Source organism: Acinetobacter sp. YH12094, from assembly GCF_013419295.1.
GTDB classification, from domain to species: Bacteria; Pseudomonadota; Gammaproteobacteria; order Pseudomonadales; family Moraxellaceae; genus Acinetobacter; species Acinetobacter amyesii.
In genome coordinates this window covers 136,611-159,045 of the sequence record NZ_VPAK01000004.1, presented here as the reverse complement: position 1 = coordinate 159,045, position 22,435 = coordinate 136,611, and the positions used below count along the sequence as shown (strand labels likewise).

At 41.6% G+C, this 22,435-nt stretch carries 22 protein-coding genes; 3 read left to right on the top strand and 19 right to left on the bottom strand.

What is annotated here, in order from left to right:
- Nucleotides 1-21: 21 nt before the first annotated feature.
- Together FTU34_RS05285 and thyA are read right to left on the bottom strand one after the other, a co-directional pair.
- A complete protein-coding gene (locus tag FTU34_RS05285) occupies nucleotides 22-534 on the bottom strand; it encodes a dihydrofolate reductase (RefSeq protein WP_180034934.1) in 513 nt (170 codons plus the stop codon).
- Nucleotides 535-634: 100 nt separating this feature from the next.
- The gene (gene thyA, locus FTU34_RS05280; RefSeq protein WP_111884060.1) at nucleotides 635-1,477 is read right to left on the bottom strand and encodes a thymidylate synthase; all 843 of its coding nucleotides are present in this window, start codon (nucleotides 1,475-1,477) and stop codon (nucleotides 635-637) included.
- A gap of 561 nt (nucleotides 1,478-2,038) precedes the next feature.
- Between thyA and FTU34_RS05275 the strand changes: the two genes are divergently transcribed.
- Nucleotides 2,039-2,551, top strand: a complete 513-nt coding sequence (locus FTU34_RS05275) for a peptidoglycan amidohydrolase family protein (RefSeq protein ID WP_168377881.1) — start codon at nucleotides 2,039-2,041, stop codon at nucleotides 2,549-2,551.
- Nucleotides 2,552-2,572: 21 nt separating this feature from the next.
- Here the strand turns inward: FTU34_RS05275 and FTU34_RS05270 are convergent, their stop codons facing one another.
- The 3 genes from FTU34_RS05270 to lgt all read right to left on the bottom strand — a co-directional run bounded on the left by FTU34_RS05270 (nucleotide 2,573) and on the right by lgt (nucleotide 4,303).
- Nucleotides 2,573-2,941, bottom strand: a complete 369-nt coding sequence (locus tag FTU34_RS05270; protein ID WP_180034933.1) for a hypothetical protein — start codon at nucleotides 2,939-2,941, stop codon at nucleotides 2,573-2,575.
- Nucleotides 2,942-3,334: a hypothetical protein gene (locus FTU34_RS05265; protein ID WP_180034932.1), complete on the bottom strand. Its 393-nt coding sequence runs from the start codon at nucleotides 3,332-3,334 to the stop codon at nucleotides 2,942-2,944.
- Between the two features lie 156 nt (nucleotides 3,335-3,490).
- Nucleotides 3,491-4,303 carry a prolipoprotein diacylglyceryl transferase gene (lgt, locus tag FTU34_RS05260; protein WP_078189677.1) on the bottom strand — a complete coding sequence of 271 codons (813 nt, stop codon included), beginning with the start codon at nucleotides 4,301-4,303 and terminating at the stop codon, nucleotides 3,491-3,493.
- 93 nt (nucleotides 4,304-4,396) lie between these two features.
- On the opposite strand from lgt, the gene FTU34_RS05255 reads away from it, so the two are divergent.
- Nucleotides 4,397-5,176 carry an NRDE family protein gene (locus tag FTU34_RS05255; protein WP_180034931.1) on the top strand — a complete coding sequence of 260 codons (780 nt, stop codon included), beginning with the start codon at nucleotides 4,397-4,399 and terminating at the stop codon, nucleotides 5,174-5,176.
- A gap of 41 nt (nucleotides 5,177-5,217) precedes the next feature.
- Here FTU34_RS05255 and FTU34_RS05250 read toward each other — a convergent pair whose 3' ends face one another.
- From FTU34_RS05250 to tatA, 4 genes are all read right to left on the bottom strand, one after another.
- Nucleotides 5,218-7,434 (bottom strand): PhoX family phosphatase, encoded by a 2,217-nt coding sequence (locus tag FTU34_RS05250; protein WP_180034930.1) that lies wholly within the window; start codon nucleotides 7,432-7,434, stop codon nucleotides 5,218-5,220.
- A 221-nt stretch (nucleotides 7,435-7,655) separates the two neighbouring features.
- Nucleotides 7,656-8,426, bottom strand: coding sequence for a twin-arginine translocase subunit TatC (tatC, locus tag FTU34_RS05245; RefSeq protein ID WP_180034929.1), 771 nt, complete (start codon nucleotides 8,424-8,426; stop codon nucleotides 7,656-7,658).
- Nucleotides 8,423-8,899, bottom strand: coding sequence for a Sec-independent protein translocase protein TatB (tatB, locus tag FTU34_RS05240; RefSeq protein ID WP_180034928.1), 477 nt, complete (start codon nucleotides 8,897-8,899; stop codon nucleotides 8,423-8,425). Before tatB ends, tatC begins: the two co-directional genes overlap by 4 nt.
- A gap of 12 nt (nucleotides 8,900-8,911) precedes the next feature.
- Complete coding sequence (tatA, locus tag FTU34_RS05235) at nucleotides 8,912-9,133, bottom strand: Sec-independent protein translocase subunit TatA (RefSeq protein ID WP_078189673.1); 222 nt, start codon at nucleotides 9,131-9,133, stop codon at nucleotides 8,912-8,914.
- 141 nt (nucleotides 9,134-9,274) lie between these two features.
- Between tatA and FTU34_RS05230 the strand changes: the two genes are divergently transcribed.
- Nucleotides 9,275-10,156, top strand: a complete 882-nt coding sequence (locus tag FTU34_RS05230) for a permease (protein WP_180035028.1) — start codon at nucleotides 9,275-9,277, stop codon at nucleotides 10,154-10,156.
- A 36-nt stretch (nucleotides 10,157-10,192) separates the two neighbouring features.
- Here FTU34_RS05230 and FTU34_RS05225 read toward each other — a convergent pair whose 3' ends face one another.
- The 10 genes from FTU34_RS05225 to FTU34_RS05180 form a co-directional block, all read right to left on the bottom strand.
- A complete protein-coding gene (locus tag FTU34_RS05225) occupies nucleotides 10,193-10,486 on the bottom strand; it encodes a hypothetical protein (RefSeq protein ID WP_180034927.1) in 294 nt (97 codons plus the stop codon).
- 65 nt (nucleotides 10,487-10,551) lie between these two features.
- On the bottom strand, nucleotides 10,552-11,175 hold the full coding sequence (gene rdgB, locus FTU34_RS05220; RefSeq protein ID WP_078192870.1) for an RdgB/HAM1 family non-canonical purine NTP pyrophosphatase: 624 nt from the start codon (nucleotides 11,173-11,175) through the stop codon (nucleotides 10,552-10,554).
- A 103-nt stretch (nucleotides 11,176-11,278) separates the two neighbouring features.
- Nucleotides 11,279-11,869, bottom strand: a complete 591-nt coding sequence (locus tag FTU34_RS05215; RefSeq protein ID WP_078189669.1) for a tetratricopeptide repeat protein — start codon at nucleotides 11,867-11,869, stop codon at nucleotides 11,279-11,281.
- Nucleotides 11,866-12,459 (bottom strand): methionine biosynthesis protein MetW, encoded by a 594-nt coding sequence (metW, locus tag FTU34_RS05210; protein ID WP_180034926.1) that lies wholly within the window; start codon nucleotides 12,457-12,459, stop codon nucleotides 11,866-11,868. The genes FTU34_RS05215 and metW overlap by 4 nt, the downstream gene beginning before the upstream one ends.
- Nucleotides 12,459-13,619 (bottom strand): homoserine O-acetyltransferase, encoded by a 1,161-nt coding sequence (locus FTU34_RS05205; RefSeq protein WP_078192713.1) that lies wholly within the window; start codon nucleotides 13,617-13,619, stop codon nucleotides 12,459-12,461. The genes metW and FTU34_RS05205 overlap by 1 nt, the downstream gene beginning before the upstream one ends.
- 104 nt (nucleotides 13,620-13,723) lie before the next feature.
- A complete protein-coding gene (gene leuA, locus FTU34_RS05200; RefSeq protein WP_180034925.1) occupies nucleotides 13,724-15,421 on the bottom strand; it encodes a 2-isopropylmalate synthase in 1,698 nt (565 codons plus the stop codon).
- 263 nt (nucleotides 15,422-15,684) lie between these two features.
- Nucleotides 15,685-16,785 carry an alpha-hydroxy acid oxidase gene (locus tag FTU34_RS05195; protein WP_180034924.1) on the bottom strand — a complete coding sequence of 367 codons (1,101 nt, stop codon included), beginning with the start codon at nucleotides 16,783-16,785 and terminating at the stop codon, nucleotides 15,685-15,687.
- Nucleotides 16,782-17,465 (bottom strand): Fe2+-dependent dioxygenase, encoded by a 684-nt coding sequence (locus FTU34_RS05190; RefSeq protein ID WP_180034923.1) that lies wholly within the window; start codon nucleotides 17,463-17,465, stop codon nucleotides 16,782-16,784. The genes FTU34_RS05195 and FTU34_RS05190 overlap by 4 nt, the downstream gene beginning before the upstream one ends.
- 98 nt (nucleotides 17,466-17,563) lie before the next feature.
- A complete protein-coding gene (locus FTU34_RS05185; RefSeq protein ID WP_180034922.1) occupies nucleotides 17,564-19,852 on the bottom strand; it encodes a catecholate siderophore receptor Fiu in 2,289 nt (762 codons plus the stop codon).
- Between the two features lie 301 nt (nucleotides 19,853-20,153).
- Entirely contained in the window at nucleotides 20,154-22,361 is a 2,208-nt protein-coding gene (locus tag FTU34_RS05180; RefSeq protein WP_180034921.1) for a TonB-dependent receptor domain-containing protein, read from the bottom strand.
- Between the last annotated feature and the right edge of the window lie 74 nt (nucleotides 22,362-22,435).

Here is a 22,435-nt window from a genome sequence, read left to right as displayed (position 1 = left end):
TTTTTAGTTTAAGATTTTTCTTTATTTTCGGTAAGTTGCGAACTCAAAAGCAATCCCAGTTTTGTCGTCGATATGTTTTTCTGATGCCACTTTTTGAAAGTCCGCAGGAATTTCAGGATAATGCGCATCACCTTGAACATCGAGTTCAACATGCGTGAGTTCTAAACGGTCTGCGATGCCGATGGTTTGCTTAAAAATTTCACCACCACCAATAATAAACAAACTCGTTGGTTTTTCTGAACTCGCGACATCAGCAACAGCTTGCGTTAACGCCTCGTCGATACTATATGCGACTTTGGTGCCTTCAAATGACCAATTGCTATCTCGTGTAATGACCCAATTGACACGCTTCGGTAGGGTACGTCCCATAGACTCTAAGGTTTTGCGTCCCATAACCACCACACCACCTTGGGTGATGGTTTTAAAGTGTTGTAAATCTGCAGAAATATGCCACGGCAAATCATTCCCTTTACCAATGCAGCGCTGCTGATCCATAGCGACAACGTGCACGATTTCTAAATTTTGAAATGCCATAGTTTGAACTCAAATAGCCGAAATATTTGCCGTCTATTAGAATGCAAAATCCCGCTTGAGGTAAAGCGGGATTTTGCTTTTCACTTGGGATTTCTAAAAATTAAACCGCAACAGGGGCTTTAATCGCAGGATGTGATTCATAACCTACGATTTCAATATCTTCAAATTTAAAATCGAAAAGATCGGTGATTTCAGGATTGAGTTTTAATTGGCACAGACCCATTGGTTCACGTGTCAGTTGCAACTGCGCTTGTTCGAAATGGTTGGCATACAAATGTGTATCCCCACCGGTCCAAACGAAGTCGCCCACACCAAGACCACAAACTTGCGCAATCATGTGTGTTAACAGGGCATAGCTGGCAATGTTAAACGGCACACCCAAAAAAACGTCAGCACTACGTTGATATAATTGGCAGGATAATTTTCCGTTTTGGACAAAAAATTGAAACAAGGTATGGCATGGTGGCAATGCAACATTACCTGCCTCATTTGGGTTCCAACCAGACACGATTAGACGACGAGAGTTAGGATTGGTTTTGATTTCATTGACCAACCATTTAATTTGGTCAAAACCATCTTGTTCATATAGGCCATCGGCTTTTTTGGTTGCACCGAAATTACGCCATTGATGACCATAAACAGGACCTAATTCACCGGCAGGACGACCAAAACGAGCAGTTTGTTCTGCTGTAGACCATTCATCCCAAATCGAGACTTTATTGTCTTGCAAATATTGAACATTGGTATCGCCTTTAAGGAACCACAACAGTTCAATCACGATAGAGCGGAAATGAACTTTCTTGGTGGTGAGTAAAGGGAAACCTTGAGAAAGATCGAAGCGCATTTGATGACCAAATACAGAACGTGTTCCCGTACCCGTACGGTCGCTCTTGTCGCCGCCGTTGTCGAGAATGTGTTGTAAAAGGTCTAAATACTGGCGCATGTCTCTCTCATAATTTGCTAAATTTCTTGTGGCACATATTAGCTTGTTTTGCGTGAGGAAGGAACTGCGATGGGCGCTTGAATATGGTCAGGTTTAAAAAAACAAAATCATACGGTGTTTATTGGGTGATGAGAAAATTTTGCAGGCAACAAGCGCTGAATTGTCTGAGTTGAAGACGTCTATTAATAACAATTACATGAAGTGTTAAGGAGACAATATTTCTGTTAAATCAAGCATGAGTTTAGAAGACTTAAGCTCTATTGTTTACATACCAAGCGATGTTACATTCGCAGCGTTGAAAAAAAATACAGATAAGTTTGATTAAAAAATACACGTGATTTTTCTCATTATGAAGAGGTGATTTTGAATAACTATTTTTGATTAAGAGTTTGATATAAAAAATAAATCTATTTGAATTAAAAATAGACGGTCGTATTTAAATGTGAAGATTTGTTTAAGAAATCTTACATTTTTTACATGAAAAAACATGATTTACGCGGTACTATCACCTTCGTTAAAATTTTTGAATGCCTAAATATAGGCGGGAGTGTGGGTTAAAGAATGGCTTATGATCACAATGTAAACTTGAGTGAAGTGCATGCTCCAGTTCAGGCAAATATCATAATTCGTTCTCAGGCGAGTAAAAATACGGGCAAGTCCAATACCACTCAAAAAGCAGCGACTAAAAATGTGGTATCCCGAAATGGTCAGCGTATCGATATCGATCGTTTGACTGGATTTTTACAAGGCATTACCCGCCAAAGAAGTACTCAGAAATGTGCCCGCAGTGTTCGTTTAGCACTTGAGTCCGCAGGGGCACGTTTTAACGGTCACCCCGTTGCCGCAGCAGATTGGGGCAGCACATTACAAAAAATTGGTTATCAAAAAATTAATTTAGCGTTTGATCGACCTAAGAAAGGCGATATCTATATTATCGACCGCAATCAAAGTAGCCGTTATGGTCATATCGCAGCATATTCAGGTAAGGATTGGGTGTCTGATTATCGTCAAGCGGGTTATGCGGTCTATCGAACTCCAAATGTGAAATACAGCTATTACCGCTTAGCGGATTAACAGCCCATGGCTGCAAAAAGGTTAGTCTTCAAACCTTTTTGCACGCTGACTGTAGATCGAGACGATAAATAATCCAATTGCAGCAAAGCCCACACATTGCAGCGCTAAAATCCAGCGTTGCTCATTGGGTAGAAAATAAATTAAGCACACTAAACATAAAATGGGCAAACTAGCCAAACCGCATTTTAATGAAGGAGACAGTGTTTTTAGTTTGTCTTGTCTTAACTTATAAAGCAGATCAATCATCATACCAATGGCTAAACTGAAGCCCGCAAAGCGGGGATCTAGTTGTTTTTGTTCAGCGCATAGAAAAATAAGCACACAGGTACTGATACAAATGAAGAGCTTGATTTGTCGGTTACAGCGCTCAGAGTACCAAAACGTCAGCATTTAAACTTTACCTTCGGGCGAAGTGTTCTCGTTTTTATTCAGCAGTGAAATCGGGGAGAGCAGGCAGATCGCCAAAGCCATAAAGCCAATGCCTTGAGCACCCGGAATCAAAATTTCACCCTTATTCATGTTGATAAAAACCAAAGCCAACAGCAGTGCAATCGGTATCCAGGTCAATAAACGATAGAGTAAACCAGTTGGGTTTTTTGCTGCAAAATGAATCTTACAATAACGACAAATCAGGAAAATCACGCCTGTACCCATGAACATTAGAATGGCTTGAAGTGTTAAGGGTTCCATCCAATACAAAACACCGGTCAGTACGGCCATCGCAATAAAAAACAGGATTTTTTTAATTACAGAAACGCTGGGGTTAAACCAAAATTCAAGCATGGATCGATAGTTTAAAAATAAGCTGAATAAACTTTAGCACAGATCGGTTGTCTAATTCAGTCACTTCATGTGCAGTAAATGCGTATGAAGGAATAAATTTCAGCGCATAAAAAAGCGAGGCTTAAACCTCGCTTGCTTAAAGACATTTAGAAAATATTAATGATTTTTTTGTGGACCCCAGTCATAGATTTTTTTCTGGTAGGCATACCACATCATCCATAGTCCAATCAGAATCATCGGAACTGTCAGGAACTGACCTTTACTCATCCATCCAATGAATAGTTGACCATTGTCCGGCTCACGGAAGAATTCAACGGTGAAGCGTGCGATACCATATCCGATGAGGAACAAGGCTGAAACGGCATAACGTGGACGAGGTTTTGAACTAAACCACCACAGCACGATAAACAGAATTAAACCTTCACAGAGTGCTTGATAGAGCTGCGACGGATGGCGCACCAATTGGAGTGGATCGGTCGGGAAAATCATACCGAAAGCAAAATTAGGGTCAGTCACTGCACGGCCATACAGTTCGCCACCAATAAAGTTCCCAATACGACCAAACATCAAGCCTGTTGGAACGCAGGGTGCAATAAAGTCGAGGGTTTGAAACCAGGTCATTTTATATTTTTTGCACCACAGTAACATGGCAATCATGACCCCAAGGAAACCGCCATGGAAGCTCATGCCACCTGTCCAAACTTGGAACAGCCATAGTGGGTTGGCAAGGAACTGATCGAAACCATAAAAGAAGACATAGCCAAAGCGTCCACCAATCACGACACCCAATGCACCGTAGAAAATCAGGTCAGAGACCATTTCTGCGTTCCAGCCGTCACGTTGTTTTGCACGGTAGGTTGCCAAGCCCCATGCAAATAAAAAGGCCAATAAATACATCAGACCATACCAGTGAACTTGTAGTGGCCCCAGTGATATCGCCACAGGGTCGATATTTGGATATGTCAGCATTGCTGTTCCTTGTCATTATGTTTTGCACAGATTTTAGCTGAATGTGCTGAAAAATGTTGTACATTCAATGTGTAAAGATATTGAGAGTTGAATATGTGCATTGTGGCTTTTGCTTGGCAGGTCTTGGATGACATGCCACTCTGCCTGATTTCGAATCGTGATGAGTTTTATCATCGACCGACGGCAGGCCTAAAGCAATGGGTAGATAGTCCGATTATTGCAGGGCAGGACTTACAGTCTGGTGGAACATGGATGGGGATAACCGCTCAAGGGCGTTGGGCGATTGTGACCAATTTTCGTGATGGTCGTGATCAGACTGCATATCCCACTTCACGTGGCGCTTTGATTCAGCAATTTTTAGAATCTGAGCAAACGCCCATTCGGTTTGCGCAAGCACTGGAACAAATCCAATGTAATTATGCTGGCTTTAATTTATTCGTTGGCGATGCCACTCAAGCCGTTTATATGAGTAATCGCGGTGAAGCGCCACAAGTCTTAGCCAAAGGGGTGTATGTCACATCCAATGGTTTAATGACTGAACATTGGGAAAAGACCCGACATTTACGCAAACGTTTCACGCAAGAATTTTTACCGATGCTACAAAGCCAGCAACCACAGGCGGATATAGACGCTGCTGCGTGGGATATTTTGGAAGATGAACGTAAAATCATTCCATCATTGTTACCCAATACTGGGATTCAGGCGGAAATGGAACATTTGCTGTCTTCAACCTTTATTCAAAGTCCGGTGTATGGCACCCGCTGTTCAAATTTATTGTGTATGCGGGATTCACAGTGGCATTGGCAGGAAAAACAGCAGCAGGGTGAGCAACAAGGACAGATCACCCAGATAGAAGTGCATTTAAAGCCATAAAAAAAAGCCGACGATTCGTCGGCTTATTTTTTAGAGGTGTTTTATGCGGTTTTTTGCGTTGGCTGAGCTTGTTCTACCGCTTCGCCAGCAATCACCCCACCATCTTTACGGGTGATGACTACGGTCGCTGAGCGAGGACGTGAAGTCGCTGCTGCATTGGTTTGTGATGCAGGCCAGTGGCTGGTCGGTTCAGAATAGGATGCTGAATCTTCACCGGGATGTTGCACATTGATAAAAATCGCTTTGTAGTCAGGTGTCATCGTCACACCTGTGATTTCACATTCTTTAGGTCCAGTCAGGAAGCGACGTAAGTTTTCATCATTCAGTTTTGCACCCACAATGGTTTCTTGACCCGATGATGTCGTGGCTTTTGTACCATCACCGACTTGACCCGGAAGCGCAGCAAGCATCATACAGTTGGTGGTATCGGTATAAGCACCGTCATCGGTTTGAATCCATAACACACCACGTGGGTCGAACCACATCCCATCGGGTGAAGACAAGTCATTATTGTCATTTAGACCAGATAAGTTAATGTTGCTCGCCATTTTTGCTTCAGCACCAAACAGGTAAATATCCCAAGTAAAGCTGAGCGCTGTGGTTGTATCACCGTCTTCACGGAAACGGATAATATGACCGTTGACGTTGCCTTTACCACCTTCAGGGTCGGTGTAGTTACGTGGGTTGGCAGCATCTAGTGCATGCGTCGTACCACGGTTCGAGTTATTGGTGAGGGTCACATAGACTTCACCATTGTCTGGATGCACAGCGACCCATTCAGGGCGGTCCATTTTGGTAGCACCGACAGCATCTGCGGCAAGACGTGCGAAGGTCAGAACATCTGCTTGTGAGCTAAACGGATACACGCTGTTGCTTTGGTTTAAACCATTGACGTTATAGCTCAATTCAATCCATTGACCTTTGCCGTCATTGTTAAATTTGGCGACGTATAACTTACCGTTGTTCATGTATTTGTCGCCCGCGGCATAGCCACCGTTGACATCTTTTTTATTCCATTTTTGGTCGGATACAAATTTATAGATGTATTCACCGCGCGAGTCATCGCCCATGTAAAACGCAAGGTTGTCATCTTCACGTAAGCGACTTGCACGGCAGTCTTCATGTGCAAAGCGACCCAGTGCTGTACGTTTTACGGGGTTTTCACGACGGTCAAATGGGTCGATTTCGACAATCCAACCAAAGGTGTTTGGACCATTACGATAATCTTCTGCTGCCTGAGTACCGGTAACATTCGCTGACCAACGGTCATATAAATCTTGTGACTCATTACTTCCAATCGCCGTTTCCCAACCATAGCGTGAGTTTGCACCCGCTTTTAGGCCATAACGGTTGAGTGCCACAATTTCAGCAGGACTACGTTTGGCATCATCTGCTTTCGCACGAGCGAAGTAACCAATGAAGTTTTCTTCTGTCGTCAGGTAAGTGCCCCAAGGGGTATAACCATTACCACAGTTGTTGTGTGTACCACGGGTTTGTTGACCATTGGCTGAAAACTTCGTACTGACTAAGCTTGAGCCTGCAACAGGGCCTTTAAAGTCCATTACGGTCGATGCGGTAATACGACGGTTAAATGGAGAATTTTGTACCAGTTTAACGGCTTGAGTTTTGCTGTCTTTTTCAATTTGAATGACAGAAACACCGTGTGCATTGACTTCACGGATGACTTCATCTTCAGGGCGACGACCATCCACTTTGGTTGGGCCTTGTGGGTGTAAGAAGGTTGGATTGATGTATTCATGGTTCATCACCAACAAACCTTGGTCAGACTGCTTGGCATCATAACGTCCAGAGGTGGTATTTAAACCAAAGAAGCTCATACCGTCATGGCAGTCACCAGAGCGGAATTGGAAGCTCGGGCCAGAAGGGACATTGTTATCATCCCACGCTGGGTATGCAGGGTTAATCGAGTCACCCATCGCATACAGCACATGCGCTTGATAGCCTTCAGGAACAGTCACAATATCGTCTAAATTCTTTTTTACTGGTGTGAAATTGAACTTGGTCGGTTTTTGATTTGGATCAGTGACAGGTGGTTTGGTATTGCTATTTGAATCTGAGTCATTGTCATCATTACACCCCGTTAATGAAGATGCCAATGCAAGTGCGACTGCACCACTCGCAGTCTTGGTAATCAAGCTACGACGGCTGATGCGTTGTTCTAAAATGTCACGAAAATGAAGGTTATCCGAAGTGTTGTTATCAAGTTCTTGATCTTCGTTATATGGCATGTTTGTCATGAATTTAAATCCTGGCAAAGGTGTGCTGGGTAAAAGTTGATCACATAAAACTATCGATAAAATATGACAATGCTTTGAAGCTAATGTTGCAAACTGATGAAATAGGCGTTTAGATTTCGCTGCATGTAAATTGCAAAACATTAAATGGGTGCATAAAAAAAAGAGGCTATCTCAGCCTCTTAGGTGTAAAACTCACCAAAATTGTCGAAAAATAAGTTTGTTTAAGGTGCAGATGCACGTCGTTTTTCAATCAGCTTGCCAAAGAACAAACCCAGCTCAAAGAGCATCCACATGGGAATGGCCAGCATGATCATCGAAAGCGCATCGGGTGGCGTGGCAAACATGGCGACAAAAAAACAGCCGACGATAATAAAACGACGCTTTTCCACCAAGGTTTGAGTAGACACCACCCCGATCAAAATCAAAATTAGCGTGATGATGGGAATTTCAAAGGTCAGCCCAAACACCAAAAAAAGCTTTAAGCAGAAACTTAAATAACTATTGATATCCGTCATCGGGGCGACTGTTTCAGGGGAAACACTCATAAAAAAATGTAGGATGGAGGGCAGAGCAACCCAATAGGCAAATGCAATTCCGACATAGAAGAGGACGATACTGCCGAATAATAAGGGCATCGCCAAATGCCGCTCTTTTTCATACAGTGCAGGTTTGATGAAGGCCCAAAGTTGATAAATCACGAAAGGCATCGCGAGCATAAGCGCGACAAAGAAATTCAACTTGAACGGCGCCATAAAGGTGGCGGTCACATCCGTTGCGATCATGGATGAGGTCATCGGCAACTGCGCACGCAGAGGCTCTGACATCAATTGATAGCTTTGATTGGCAAAGGGCAATAAACAAAAGAACAGAATCAAAATGAGCCCTGTAATTTTGATCAAATGCCGACGCAAAATCACCAAATGTTTGGTGATCGGCATTTCTTCCAAATCAGGCACAGTGTTCTGTGAATTATTCAGTGAAAGATCTGTCATACGGCCACCTGATATTCTGCTAATGCTTCGGTCGAGCTTAATGCAGCAGATTGATCTGTTTTAATTTCGTGCTTTATTTTCATTTGGGGTGTAACCATGGCAAAGATCGTGCTCTGATCACGTTCGATGTATTGATAACGTGGGGATAAATTTTTATTGTCAGGTAGGACTGCTTCTTGTTGTTTTTGCGCAGTCTGTTCTATGGGATGTTGCGTTTGTTGCAATTCATTCATCTGCGCCTGCATACGCGCTTCGAGCTGTTGAATACGTTGCATTTCTTTTTGCATTTCTTCACGAAGTTCGGACATGCGAAGTTCACGGTCAATATCTGTTTGCACGTTACTGATCAGTCGTTTAACTTTCCCGTACCATTTACCTGCAAAGCGGATACCTTCAGGCAGTTTTTCTGGGCCAAGTACGATCAGCGCAATAATGCTGAACACCAGTAATTCGCTAATACCAATATTAAGCATTATGACAACTCCTTAGCTTTGAACTGAGGAATTGGTTTTATTTTGAGCTTCATGCTCTAGCGTGCGAGGCTCATTAAGCTGTGTATTTGCTGCGTCTTCATCACGCATCGATTTTTTGAAATCTTTGACCGCGCCGCCGACATCTTTGCCCAAGTTTTTTAGTTTTGATGTACCAAAGAGTAAAATCACCACAATTGCAAAAATCAGTACATGCCAAATCGATAGTCCAGCCATCTTGTTATCCTCTTGTTGGTCTGCACAACATTTCAGCAGTTGTAGATGACAGTGAAGTGACCAAGATGTTGCAGTTTAAAGACAGCCGCGAAGCTTATGTTCAGTGTTACTATGCATGGATTGAGCAGTGAGGGTGGTGTAGTGGCGTTTCTTCTTCCGATATTGGGTTTTTTAAGTGGCCTCGGATTGGCATCATTATCAGGAACGGCATCGCTCAAATCGATTTTCTCTAGCTTACTTGCACGCTGTTTTATTCCAGCTGTAATCATCTACAACATGGTGTTCTATCAAGCAGGCAGTTTAGCGCTCATGCTCTTTAGCTTTAGTGTTGCCGTGCTGATGTTTTATTTATTTCGCTGGCTGTTAAAAGATAGTTTACGTGCCTTGTGTGTCAGTTATTTGAACTTGGCTTGGCTGGGTTTTCCTTTTGCATTAGCACTGTTCGGTCCTGAAATTAGTGCAGCGATGGTGGCTCTGTATGTCGGTGGCTCTATCTTTGGCAATATGTGGGCCGTGACAGCCGTCAGTTCAGCCCAACTCCCATGGTCGAGCGTGATTCAAAAAGTGGCGATGTCACCGCCTGTATTTGCCTTGATGATTGCAGGTGTCTGTCGAATAGTTGGACTGCAGCATTTAGAAGAACATCAGATCTTAGATTGGCTGTATCAGGCTGCAAAAATTGGAATGAGTTTCACAGGGATGTGTGTCTTAGGCATGTGGCTGCGCCAGACTAAGGTACAGTGGCGTGATCTGATGAACAGTAGTCGTATTTATGCGATGAAACTCACCGTTGGCGCGGTGATCTGTAGTTTGAGTTATGCCTTTCTTCCGATTCCCCAGATCGAGAAATATATTGGGGTGATGTTCATGCTGTTCTGCTTACCCCCTGCAGCCAATATTGTGGCTTTAGAAACGCATTATCAAGGAACAGGCACTTCGGCACGTTATATTGCTTCAGGCACGATTATGAGCTGCATCGTCGTTAGTATATATGGGTTAATTTTGCATCTTTTTTCGCTTTAAAATGAAAAGTGAATTATAGATGCCCGCAAAGGGCGACTACTTGAGCTGTTTTCGAATCTGCCAATCACGCATGAGGGCGTATATCATTGCGATACCTATCAGGCCTGGAAATCCAACCTGACCTTGCGACAGATTAAGCATGATCGACAGCACGATCACCACTGCAAAAATAACGTAAGTGGTACGAAAGCCTGAGGTGAGCGGGTAGGTTAGTTGCGCATGGCAATGAGGGCAGCTTATTTTTTGAAAACCAAGAAATGAGCGTGTTGGGATTTCAGTTGAAGTGTGATGGCAAGCGTTGCATATGATCTGTATCGGTTGAAGTGCCATAATTATTCTATTTTTATTCAGGGATTGGAGTTAATCTTTGGCATTAAGATTAACTCCAATTCAAATTATTTCAAACTTGCTTTAAATAATTTCATCGCCTGACCACGATGGCTGATTTTATTTTTTTCTTCTTTTGATAATTCAGCACTAGAAACGTTTAGTTCAGGCAGCCAAAACAGTGGGTCATAGCCAAAGCCATTTTCACCGCGTGCTGCTTCCATCACTTCACCGCGCCAAATCCCTTGGAAAATTTGTGGGAGTGGGTCTTCTGCATGTTGGACCAAAGCCAAGACACATACAAACATCCCTTCGATGGCTTCACCCTCTTTACGGAGTGGTTTGAGGTCAGCAAGCAACTTGGCATTGTTAGCGGCATCATTGCCATGTTCACCTGCATAGCGCGCAGAGTAAATCCCCGGTGCGCCACCAAGCACAGGTACGCAAATGCCAGAATCATCTGCAATGGCTGGCTTGCCTGAAATTTTCGACGCATGACGCGCTTTGATAATGGCATTTTCAACAAAGCTTAGACCGTCTTCGATGGCATCTTCAATGTTTAATTGACCTTGAGGAATTACTTCAACAGGCAAATTCAGTTCCGCAAACATTTTTTCAAATTCTGCAATTTTACCTTTGTTATTACTTGCAAGCACCAAAGTGCCTTGAGATAACCAATCAGTTGAAGCCATGTGAATATTCACCATAAAACAAGATTTGAGGCTATTTTAACAAGATGCTGTGGTTGACAGGCAATAAAAAAGCACCCGAAGGTGCTTTTTAAGATTCAAAAACTTATTGTGCTTGAATCCATTTGTCTGCACGGTCACGTGCTTGACGAATTTGGTCTTGGCTTAAGTTGGCTGCCAAAGCAGTTTTCTTACCTTCAGACAAGCTAATCACTTTGTTGTCGAGCATGCCATCACGGGTAGAAAGCTCATACCATTGGTATGCACCCATGTAGTTTTTCTTTTGCTCTTCCATCATGGCTAAGTTAAAGCTTGCGCGGTTATCACCACGGCTGGCTGCTTTTTCGAAATATTGACGAGCAAGCGCTTCATCTTTTTTAGTCCCAATGCCATCTGCAAGCATACGACCTACATTAAGCTGTGCTGCAGATAAACCTTGATCAGCAGCAGCCTTATACCATGCAAAAGCTTGACGTTCATCTTTGGCAACGTCTTTACCTTGTTGATATTTAGTGCCTAAGTAAAACTGAGCACCGGGCTGACCTGCTTTAGCAGCTTTACTTAAGCTGTGAATATCCATAATTGAATATTGAGCAGCTTGGCTAGAAACTGAAGATGATGGAGCAACATAATCCGCATGGGCTTGTATGCTAAAAAGTCCAATCAGTAGCGTCGTGCTTAATAATAATTTTTTCATAGAGCGCTCACTCGATAAATTGCGACTTCACCAAATAGATTTGGGAGACGTTTACTGAGTAAACTGTCTTGTTGATCCCCATTCACGGCAAGTCGGTTAATAATCCGGATGTTATTTTCAGCACACAGCGCTTCAAAATCACGGAAAGTACATAAATGAATATTGGGCGTGTTATACCACATATAGGGTAACGCGTCTGAAACGGGCATCATTCCTTTTAATGCAAGGAAAGAACGAGTCTTCCAATGTGCAAAGTTTGGAAAGGTAATAATAGCCTGTTTCCCCACACGCACCATGTCTCTTAAGAGAACGTCTGGTGCATCTACAGCTTGCAAGGCTTGTGCCATAACCACATAGTCAAAAGACTGGTCGGCAAAGCGACTTAAACCTAAGTTCAAGTCCTGTTGGATGATATTTAACCCGCGACTGATTGCAATTGCAATCTTTTCTTGATCAATTTCTAAGCCATATGCACGAATATTGTGCTTTTTGCTCATATGTGCAAGCAGTTCACCGTCACCACACCCTAAATCGAGTACGCTTGAATCTGGTTTAATCCAACGTTCAGCCAGTTGATGATCAATACGCATTAGTTGGTCTCCTTCGGTGTTTCTTGCAGGTGTTTTACACCGCCTAGGAATGCACGTAAGCTTTTCACATATAACGGAATCGGGAACAAGAAAGAGTCATGGCCTTGTTCAGCATCAATATCCACATAGCTCACAGGCTTATGATTGCTAATTAATGCATCTACAATTTCTTGCGAACGAGCAGGGGCAAAACGCCAGTCCGTTGTAAACGAAACAACTAAAAATTGACACTTGGTTTTAGACATCGCGGTTTTTAATGATTGCTCATATTCACGTGATGGATCGAAATAATCTAAAGCCTTGGTCATGATCAAATAGGTATTGGCATCAAAGTTACGGCTAAATTGCTCACCTTGATAACGCAAATAACTTTCGACTTGGAATTCGACGTCAAAGCCATACATAAATTTACCTGACTTTAAGTCACGGCCAAATTTTTGTTTCATGGCTTCTTCAGAGAGGTAAGTGATATGACCCACCATACGGGCCAAGATCAAACCACGCTTAGGATAACTGTCATTTTCTAAATAGCGACCATCATGGAAATCTGGGTCAGACAAAATCGACTGACGTGCCACTTCGTTAAAGGCAATGTTTTGCGCAGACAGTTTTGGTGTACTGGCAATAATCACGCACTTTTGTAAACGATCTGGATAGTCCACAGACCATTGTAGAGCTTGCATGCCCCCTAAAGAACCGCCAATCACCGCATACCACTGCTGAATCTCTAAACGATCAGATAACATGGCTTGGGTTTTGACCCAGTCACGGACAGTCACTAATGGGAAATCAGGACCATAAGGGCGATTGTCATTTTCAGGATTTGGAGAGGTCGGTCCAGTAGAACCGCTACAGCCGCCGATATTATTTAGTGCTACGACAAAGAATTTTGACGTATCAATAGCTTTGCCTGGTCCAATACATGCGTCCCACCAACCCGGCTTACGGTCATCTTCATGATGATAACCTGCTGCATGGTGATGGCCTGACAGAGCATGACAAATCAAAATGGCATTGGATTTGTCCGCATTCAGTTCGCCATAAGTTTCAACCATGAGCTCAAAACGTGGGAGTATGCGATCGCATTCGAGCTCTAACGGCTCTTCAAAAATAAACTTTTGTGGGGTAACTAAGCCCACTGAGTCAGCTGGAAAAGACACAGGAATAATTCGCCTTAAATCTTTAGTATGAATAATAAAAGGATACCACTTGAGGGTATCCTTCTAAAGTCATTTTATTGCTATTTGATATTTATAGCATTGAATTAGACTGCAGCAGCAATCACTTGTTCAGTACTTAAAACACCTTGTTCAATTAAACGGTTAGTGCTGGCAATAATCGCTTCGATGGATGCAGTCACGATGTTGTCATGTACACCTGCGCCGAATGCAGACTTGCCTGTGCCTTTCACTTGAAGCTCAATCAACGCCAAGGCTTTGGCATGCGCGCCTGAACTGATGCTACGTTCTTCATAGTTCAAGACATCAATCGGCAACTGCAAGGCATTTAAGATAGCAGAGATTGGGCCGTTGCCTTCACCGCGCAATTGCTGGATCTCACCGTTCACTTCGACATCAAGCTCAATGACTTGTTTGCCATTTTCATCATGTAAGCGGTAGTTTTTCGCCGCATAATGCGTGTCTTTGGCCGCCACATAAGTGTCCTTAAATAAAGACCAGATTGCTTGCGCAGAAATTTCGGTACCGTCTTCATCTGTTTTTTGCTGTACGATTTGTGAGAATTCAATTTGAATACGGCGAGGCAAAACCACGTTGTAATTTGATTCTAACAAGTACGCAATACCGCCTTTACCAGACTGTGAGTTGACACGAATCACGGCATCATAGTCGCGGCCCAAGTCTTTCGGGTCGATTGGCAAATAAGGCATATCCCACATTTCTTCGTTCTTTTGGAACTCGAAACCTTTTTTAATGGCATCTTGGTGTGAACCAGAGAACGCGGTGAAGACCAAATCACCAGCATACGGATGACGAGGGTGTACCGGCAAGCCTGTGCATTCTTCAATGATTGAAATGATTTCGTTAATGTTTGAGAAATCTAAGTTTGGCGCAACACCTTGGGTATACATGTTCAATGCAATCGCTGCAACGTCCACGTTACCTGTACGTTCACCATTACCAAACACACAACCTTCGACACGGTCAGCACCAGCCATAATCGCCAACTCAGAAGCGGCAATACCACAGCCACGGTCGTTATGACAGTGCACAGAAATAATCACACCGTCACGGCGTTGAATATTACGGTGCATCCATTCCACTTGGTCGGCATAGACGTTCGGACCTGAAACTTCAACCGTTGCAGGCAAGTTTAAAATCACTTTGTTCTCTGGAGATGCTTCCCAAATTTCAGTGACCGCATCACAAACATCTTTAGCAACTTCTAATTCTGTTGCAGTAAAACACTCTGGACTGTATTGGAATACAAATTCAGTTTCAGGCTGTTTTGCAGCGTATTCTTTGACTTTCATTGCGGCGTTAATTGCTAATTGTTTTGCACCAGCAACATCAACATTCAACACTTTATTGCGGAAAGTTGGAGAGTTTGAGTTGTAGATATGCACGATGGCACGTTTCGCACCTTGTAATGATTCAAATGTACGTTGAATCAAATGATCACGTGCTTGAACCAAAACTTCGATGTACACATCATCAGGAATATGGCCGCCTTGGATCAACAAACGGGTGAAATCAAAGTCGATTTGTGATGCAGAAGGGAAGCCGATTTCAATGTGTTTGAAACCAATTTTCACAAGCATTTGGAACATTTTGAACTTTTGTTCAATGTTCATTGGCTCGAAGATCGCTTGGTTACCGTCACGAAGGTCGGTACTCATCCAGATCGGCGCTTTATTGATTTCGTTATTTGGCCATTGACGGTCTGGTAAGTCTACACGTTGGTACATGCGACGGTATTTTTTGCTTGGATCTGCCAACATCATGTGAAAACTCCTTATAGCACCGTGGATAAATGTCGTGGATAAACGGCAAGGTACTACTTATATAGATTGTGTCTATTCTAACAATTTACAAGTTTAATTTCGGAGTCTTTAGTCGAAAGTCGAAATAAATCTGTAAAGATTCACATGACTTAGCTTTACCGTAAGCTCGTAAATGTATAACTAAATATTAGTCCATATATTTCGGAAATAATTTCCTATTTTTGCGTCAAAATGCCATTACTGGAAAATATTTTTCTATAAAATTAGCTTTTTTGAAAAATATAATCTTTATTAATCTCATCGACGGTGGCTGTTCCCATCAATGCCATCGTAATCTCAAATTCTTCTTTCAGTATTTTGAGTACATGGGCAACACCTAAAGCGCCCGCAGTCGCTAAACCATAAATGCAGGGACGGCCGACTAATACGGCAGATGCACCCAAGGCTATCGCTTTAAACACATCTGAACCACGACGAATACCACCATCATATAAAACTGGAAAATCCGTAGGCACAACTTTTTTAATCAGTTCTAAGGCGGTGAGAGGGGAAATGCAACCGTCCAGTACGCGCCCACCATGATTCGACACAATAATGCCTTGTACACCGTGTTGCAGGGCAAGTTCAGCATCATGTGGACTGACAATGCCCTTTAAAATAATCGGTAATGAGGTGTTTTGACTGAGCCAAAGGATATCCGCCCATGTTGGTGCGATTTTCATCAGACCTTGAAATAATGGATGTTCACTTTGATTGGTTTTAGGTTGTGAAACAAAATGATGAGGCTGCGGTTCATGCTTAGGAAGTTCAAAAAACGCATGTCTCTCTCTATCGCGAATTCCTGAATGTGGAGAATCAACGGTCACCACAATCGCTTTAAAACCATGTGCTTCTGCCATCTTGACCATTGATAATGACTTTTCGCGCTCACCTTGCCAATACAATTGGAACCATTTGAATGGATTGTCCTGCTTTAACTCACGCATATCTGTATTGGTAAACGTACTGAGGATCATATTGCTGCCAAGGACTTCGGCAGCGAGGGCTGTTGCAGCTTCAGCATCAGGATGAAATTGTTGTTGATGACCAATGGGCGCTACAAAAATAGGATGCGGAAAGCGCTGTCCTAATATCTCGATTTGCGTATGACCTTGGGTCAGATCTTTCAGCATACGTGGTAGCAGTTGTATCTGTTCAAACTGAGACAAATTGCCACGGACACTGTGTTCATCCATGGAACCACCTTGTAAGTATTGCCACACCATGTGCGAGAGGTGTAGTTCAGCTTCTTTTTCATAATCAGCTATGGTTTGTAAATGAGCTGGTATTTGTGTCAGTGGTTGCAATGGTGAATGTTGTCTCATAGAACTGCCCATTGACGTAAAAGATTATGGTAGTGATTCGTCAGTTGTAAAATTTCTTTGCTATCACCTAAATTTTGCCGTAATTGCATAATCGTCTGATCTAAATTAAAGAGCATACTTCTCTGCCAATCATCTTTGACCATACTTTGTACCCAAGTGCATGCTGCAATACGGGAACCTGAAGTCACAGGTTCAACACGATGTAGACTAGTCGCGGGATAAACAATTGCATCTCCAGCATCTAACTTTACTTCGTGTTCACCATAAGTATCCTCAATGATCAGTTCACCACCTTCATATTCATCGGGCTCTGATAAAAAAATGGTCATTGAAACATCAGTACGAACAGTTATATTTTTTTCATGATAGTAATGGATTGCACTGTCAACATGATTGCCGTAGTGGCCTGTATCTTGGTAGCAATTGAATAGCGGAGGTAAAATTTCTTTAGGTAATGCAAAAGATTGAATGAGCAGACTTTGTCTAATTTGCTGTAATACTTGCTGACTTAACTGCTGATATAATTCGCTATTTGAATTGATTTGTAAATTTTTTTTGATATTTTGAGCTTGTGCTCCGGCCGAACTCTTTCCTGAAACCCATTGATTATCTTGGTTCATCGCTTGTCTTAGGCTTTGAACGTGTTGCTTTGAAAGGACATGAGGGGCATGAAGAAGCATAATTTAACCTTAATCTAATTTTAATCAAATCTACACAAGATAAGCATAAATAAAAAAAGCCTTAATACAAGATTAAGGCTTTTTTTAGAATATTTAATTTAGAACTTAAAATTAAATGTTAAGCGATAGTTACGTTCAGCACCTGCGATGTAACGTAATCCACCACGGTTGATGCTGTTAATGTAGTCTTCATCAAATAAATTGTTGATGTTGAATTGAATCCCTACATTTGGTGTTGCTTGGTAACTAACCATTGAGTCAAATACCCAGTAGTCAGGGATGACAGCAGGACCGACCTGATTGCCATCTTTGTTTTTAGTCATTTCACCATTGTAACGCGCGCCGCTACCAATGCTCCATTTATCCATATTGTAGGTCGTCCACAATGTGAATGCATCAGAAGGCGTAAATGGCATATTACTTGAACCATCTGCTGAAACTTGCTGGTTACTCGCAGCTTGGGTTACATTTTTAATGTCTGTTTTTTGATGTGTATAACCAGCAATAACTTGCCAATTGTCATTTAAGTTACCAATCACGCCAAGTTCAACACCTTTAACTGATTTTTCACCAGTTTGGTAGTATTCTTCACCATCTTTTTCCAACTCATTTGTGAGTTCAGTTTGGAAAAGTGCACCTGTTAAGAGTAAACGGTTGTCAAAAAATTCCCATTTAGCACCAACTTCAATGGTTTCAATTTCTTGAGGATCAAGATCTAAGTTGTTATTGCTGCTCGCTGAACCAGATGGGGCAAATGCATTGGCATTACCAATACCGTCACCACCTGTAATAGTACCCGGTGCTTGTTGTTGGATGGCGTAGTTAGCATACAAGCTACCGTTTTCAGTTGGTTTATATAGTGCCCCAACTTTCCAGTTGAATAGGTTGCCGTCATCTTTAAAGCTTTGTGCAACATAATTTGCCGGTTGACCTGAAGCAGCCGTATTCACAAATGTATCGGCATCAAGTTTATAACGATCTAGACGAACGCCACCATTCACAGAAAATTGTGGTGAAATTTCAATAGTATCGAAGGCAAAAATAGAGTAGGTATCCATTTGAGCTTCAGAATCACCATTACCATTAGTATTTCTGACTAAAGCGGTATGTACAGTGCCTTGTGGGTTATACAATGAACTTGTACCGGTAACCGTAGCAGTCCAACCACGTGTTTTCATTTCTTCACGTGTAAATTCAACCCCTGTACTGACATCATGTTTTAAGCGACCTGTATTGAAACTTGTAACCAAGCTAGTTTGGTTAGTTATAATTTCATTTTCAGTATCACTATTATTTGCACTGCCTGAAACGCGCATCGCAGTAGGATCATTCAGGTCAGTTGACGTTGTAGTGAAGGCATTACCTGAAAAGGTTGTTAAATATTGATGCTCTGTTTTGCCCCAACGAGAAGTATTTTTGATTTTCGTATTTTCTGATAAATCATACTCTAAACGAGCAGTTGCCATGTCCGCAGTGACATCATCAAAATCTTCAGGTGCACCATAATAATTTGAAGTATCAACTTTATGGCTATTTAGATATGGCGCAAGACTTTTAATACTTGCATTCGTACTTTTATTTGCATCAAACCCTGGTAAACCTACAGTTGGGATACCACCATCCAAGACATTGTCTTGTTCAATATGTAGATAGTCTAAGAAAAAGTGAAGATCTGTGCCTAAACCAAAGCCTGCTGAAAGTGCAGCAGCCCATTTTTCATTTTCAACACCGTCACGACCAATACCGTCTGAGTTTTCACCCATGGCATTAAAACGGATGGCTGTTGTATCGTTTATTGCTTTATTAATATCTGCAGTTGCTCGATAATATTCATCTGAGCCGAAACCAAGAGTTGCATTGTTAGCGTCTTGAAGTTTTGCTTCTTTTGTTGATAAATTAATTGAACCTGAGGCAGCTGTACGACCATTATCTGTACCAGCAGGGCCTTTAAATACTTCAATTTGTTCGTAATTAAACATGTCTCGAGTAACGTTACCCAAGTCACGTACTCCATCGATGAAGATACTATTTGCTGTATCAAATCCACGCATGGTAACAGCATCACCAGTATTCATTCGTCCGTTTTCACCTAGGGAGAATGTGCCGACACCAGGAACGTTTCGAAGTGCTTCTGTTAGGGTCGTTGCATTTTGTTCTTTTAATACTTTCTCAGGGATAATAGCCATGGTCTGAGTCGTATTTAGTTGAGATTGCGTAAACTTATCTGATGACGCTTTTTCTACTTTATAGTTCTCTTTGTTTACAGTTTGATTAATCGTCTCAAGTTGGACTGCTTTTTCTTCAGCCATTACATTGCCTGCAATGATTGAAAGTGATGAAGCAATCGCTGTAGAAACAATTTTCTTACGTGTTTTAATGAAGGCCATTTCGAACCCGATTCGGAGTAGTGAATTTGTATGCGAATAATAATGATTCTTATTTGTTCTTACATCTTTATGTAATTGTAAATGACGATAAATAATCGTATCGTGATAGCCCTATTTAATGTAATGATATAACAAGTATTGATTAAGACTATGTTTTTATTAAATATTGATAAAATGTATTGTTTTTTTATGTTTAATTGAGATTATAAATATAGACATGATTGTGAATTAAATAAGAATAAATCGTAAATTGTTGATGTAAAAAAACCTGCCGAAGCAGGTTTTTTTTATAAAGTGTTATTTAGAATTTAAAGGTTGTACTTAATTGCACACGGCGACCTTCTTGGGTGTTGCTGTAAATATTATATGCACTACCATTTATAACTTCATACTTATTAAAGTCTTTGTCAAAGATATTATAAAGAGCTACGCCAACATCCCATTTATCATTAACTGCATAATTTGTACCTAAATGCACTAAGCCATAAGCTTCGTAGTCACCTAGGGCATTATAAACGGTCAAATCATCACCCGTTAAATTTGTGGTTTTGAAACGAGAGCGCTCAGTACGATATTCACCACGAAGCCATAAGTCTGCATTGTCTGCCACATTCCACTTTAAAGTAGCATTGAACATATGTTCAGGCGTGTCTTGTAACTTTTTACCTTTGTCTTTGCCTTTAGTTACTTCTGTTTCTGTCCAAGTGTAATTAAAGTTTAATTTCCAATCTTCGGCAAAGCCCCAGTTAATACCTAACTCTGTACCATAAATTTCGACTTCATCGACATTGTCTGGACGAGTAACTGTAAATGCACGATCACTTGATTGGTTCAGCCACTGCCAAGGTGTTCCGAGGCCAGTCAAATAGTCAGCACAGGCTTGGTTGACTAAACACTCTCCTGGTTTTCCACCCGTATTTACAGATGTATCTGTAATTGCACCGCTCACAATTTTGTCTTGAACCGTGCTTAAAAAGCCAGTTAAGTTAATATTTAAATTATTGTTCGGTGTGAAATATACGCCAAGTTCAAAATTATCACTTGTTTCAGGTTTTAGATTTTGATTACCAAAAATAGGTTGAGCCCCTTGACGACCTAAATTCACAACACCATTTGTTAGCTGTTCTAAGCGTGGTGCTTTATAACCTTCAGAGTATCCACCTTTAACCGTCCATGTATCATTAACATTCCATACTGCATAAGCACGTGGGGTAATGAAATCACCAAATGTGTCGTGGTCGTCATAACGTAAACCAAGTGTCAGTGCTAAGTTTGGTAACACATTCCAGGTATCTTCAGCAAATAAACCAATCTGTGTAAAACTTACTTCAGGTTTTGCAGCACGTAATCCATCTGAAACACTGGCATCCCACCATTGTCCCCCAAGCGTTAAACGATGGTTCTCAATTGCATTGACCGATAATTTTGTATCAAAAATCGTATCTTTACTCTCAATTGTTCGTGGAGTTTTTGTGGTTAAATCACCGTTTTGCATACGAGATGGGATAAGGCGGCCGACAGTTTCACTTTCATTTCGAGTCAAACTACTGTCTAAATCACCAATATTTGTACGCCATTGATGGGCAACAACATACTTGTCTCGATTAAACTCCATTTCGTCATCATAACCACCCGCTGGACCGACTGTACCCAATTGGAAGCCGGTAGAGTTTTTAGGGTTTTTATACGATTGACGGTGTGATTCTACATCGAGAGATAAATCATGATTCTCTGTTGGGGTTAAAGTTAAGCGAGCACCCAATGTATCAAGTTTGCCTTCAGATGGATTATTTCCGGTACCTAGAGCAGATTGGTCAATGTCACGTGTAACATTTGATTCATCACGCTCCCAATGCTTGGCACGAATTTGCAAACCTAGCAGATCTTGTACGATTGGTCCTGTAGTGTAAAGGTCGACACTGCGTTGATTACCGAAGTCTGAACTTTTTGGAAGAATAGAGCCTTCTAAACTAATTGAACCTGTCCATTCATGTGATACTTTTTTGGTAATAATATTAACGACACCACCCATCGCATCTGAACCATAAAGCGTAGAGGCAGGGCCACGAATGATTTCAATACGCTCAATTGCAGAAAGTGGAGGGATAAAATTATTCTTCGTTTCTCCAAAACCATTTGGAGTAATGTCACCAGTACTATTTTGACGACGACCATCAATCAAAACTAGCGTATATTCAGAGGGTAAACCGCGGATACTAATATCTAATCCACCCGTTTTTCCCGCTGTAGGGCTAATATCAACACCCTCTACATCACTTAACGCATCAGCAAGAGATGTAATGCGTTTTGTTTTGAAATCTTCTTTAGTTAATACCGTAATTGATGCCGGAGCATCTGTTACTTTTTGTTCATAACCAGCTGCAGAAACAACAATGGTTTCCATCTGTTGAGCTTGAGATTCAGTCGTTTCAGCATGTGCGAAACTCGTGGTGGTTACAATTGCCCCAAATAAAGCAGCGGAAAGTGGGTTGAGATTAAATTTACTCATAAAAGAATACCAAATATGGACAAGATAAATATATGAAAATAAATTAAAAAAATATCATTAAGAATAATAGTGAG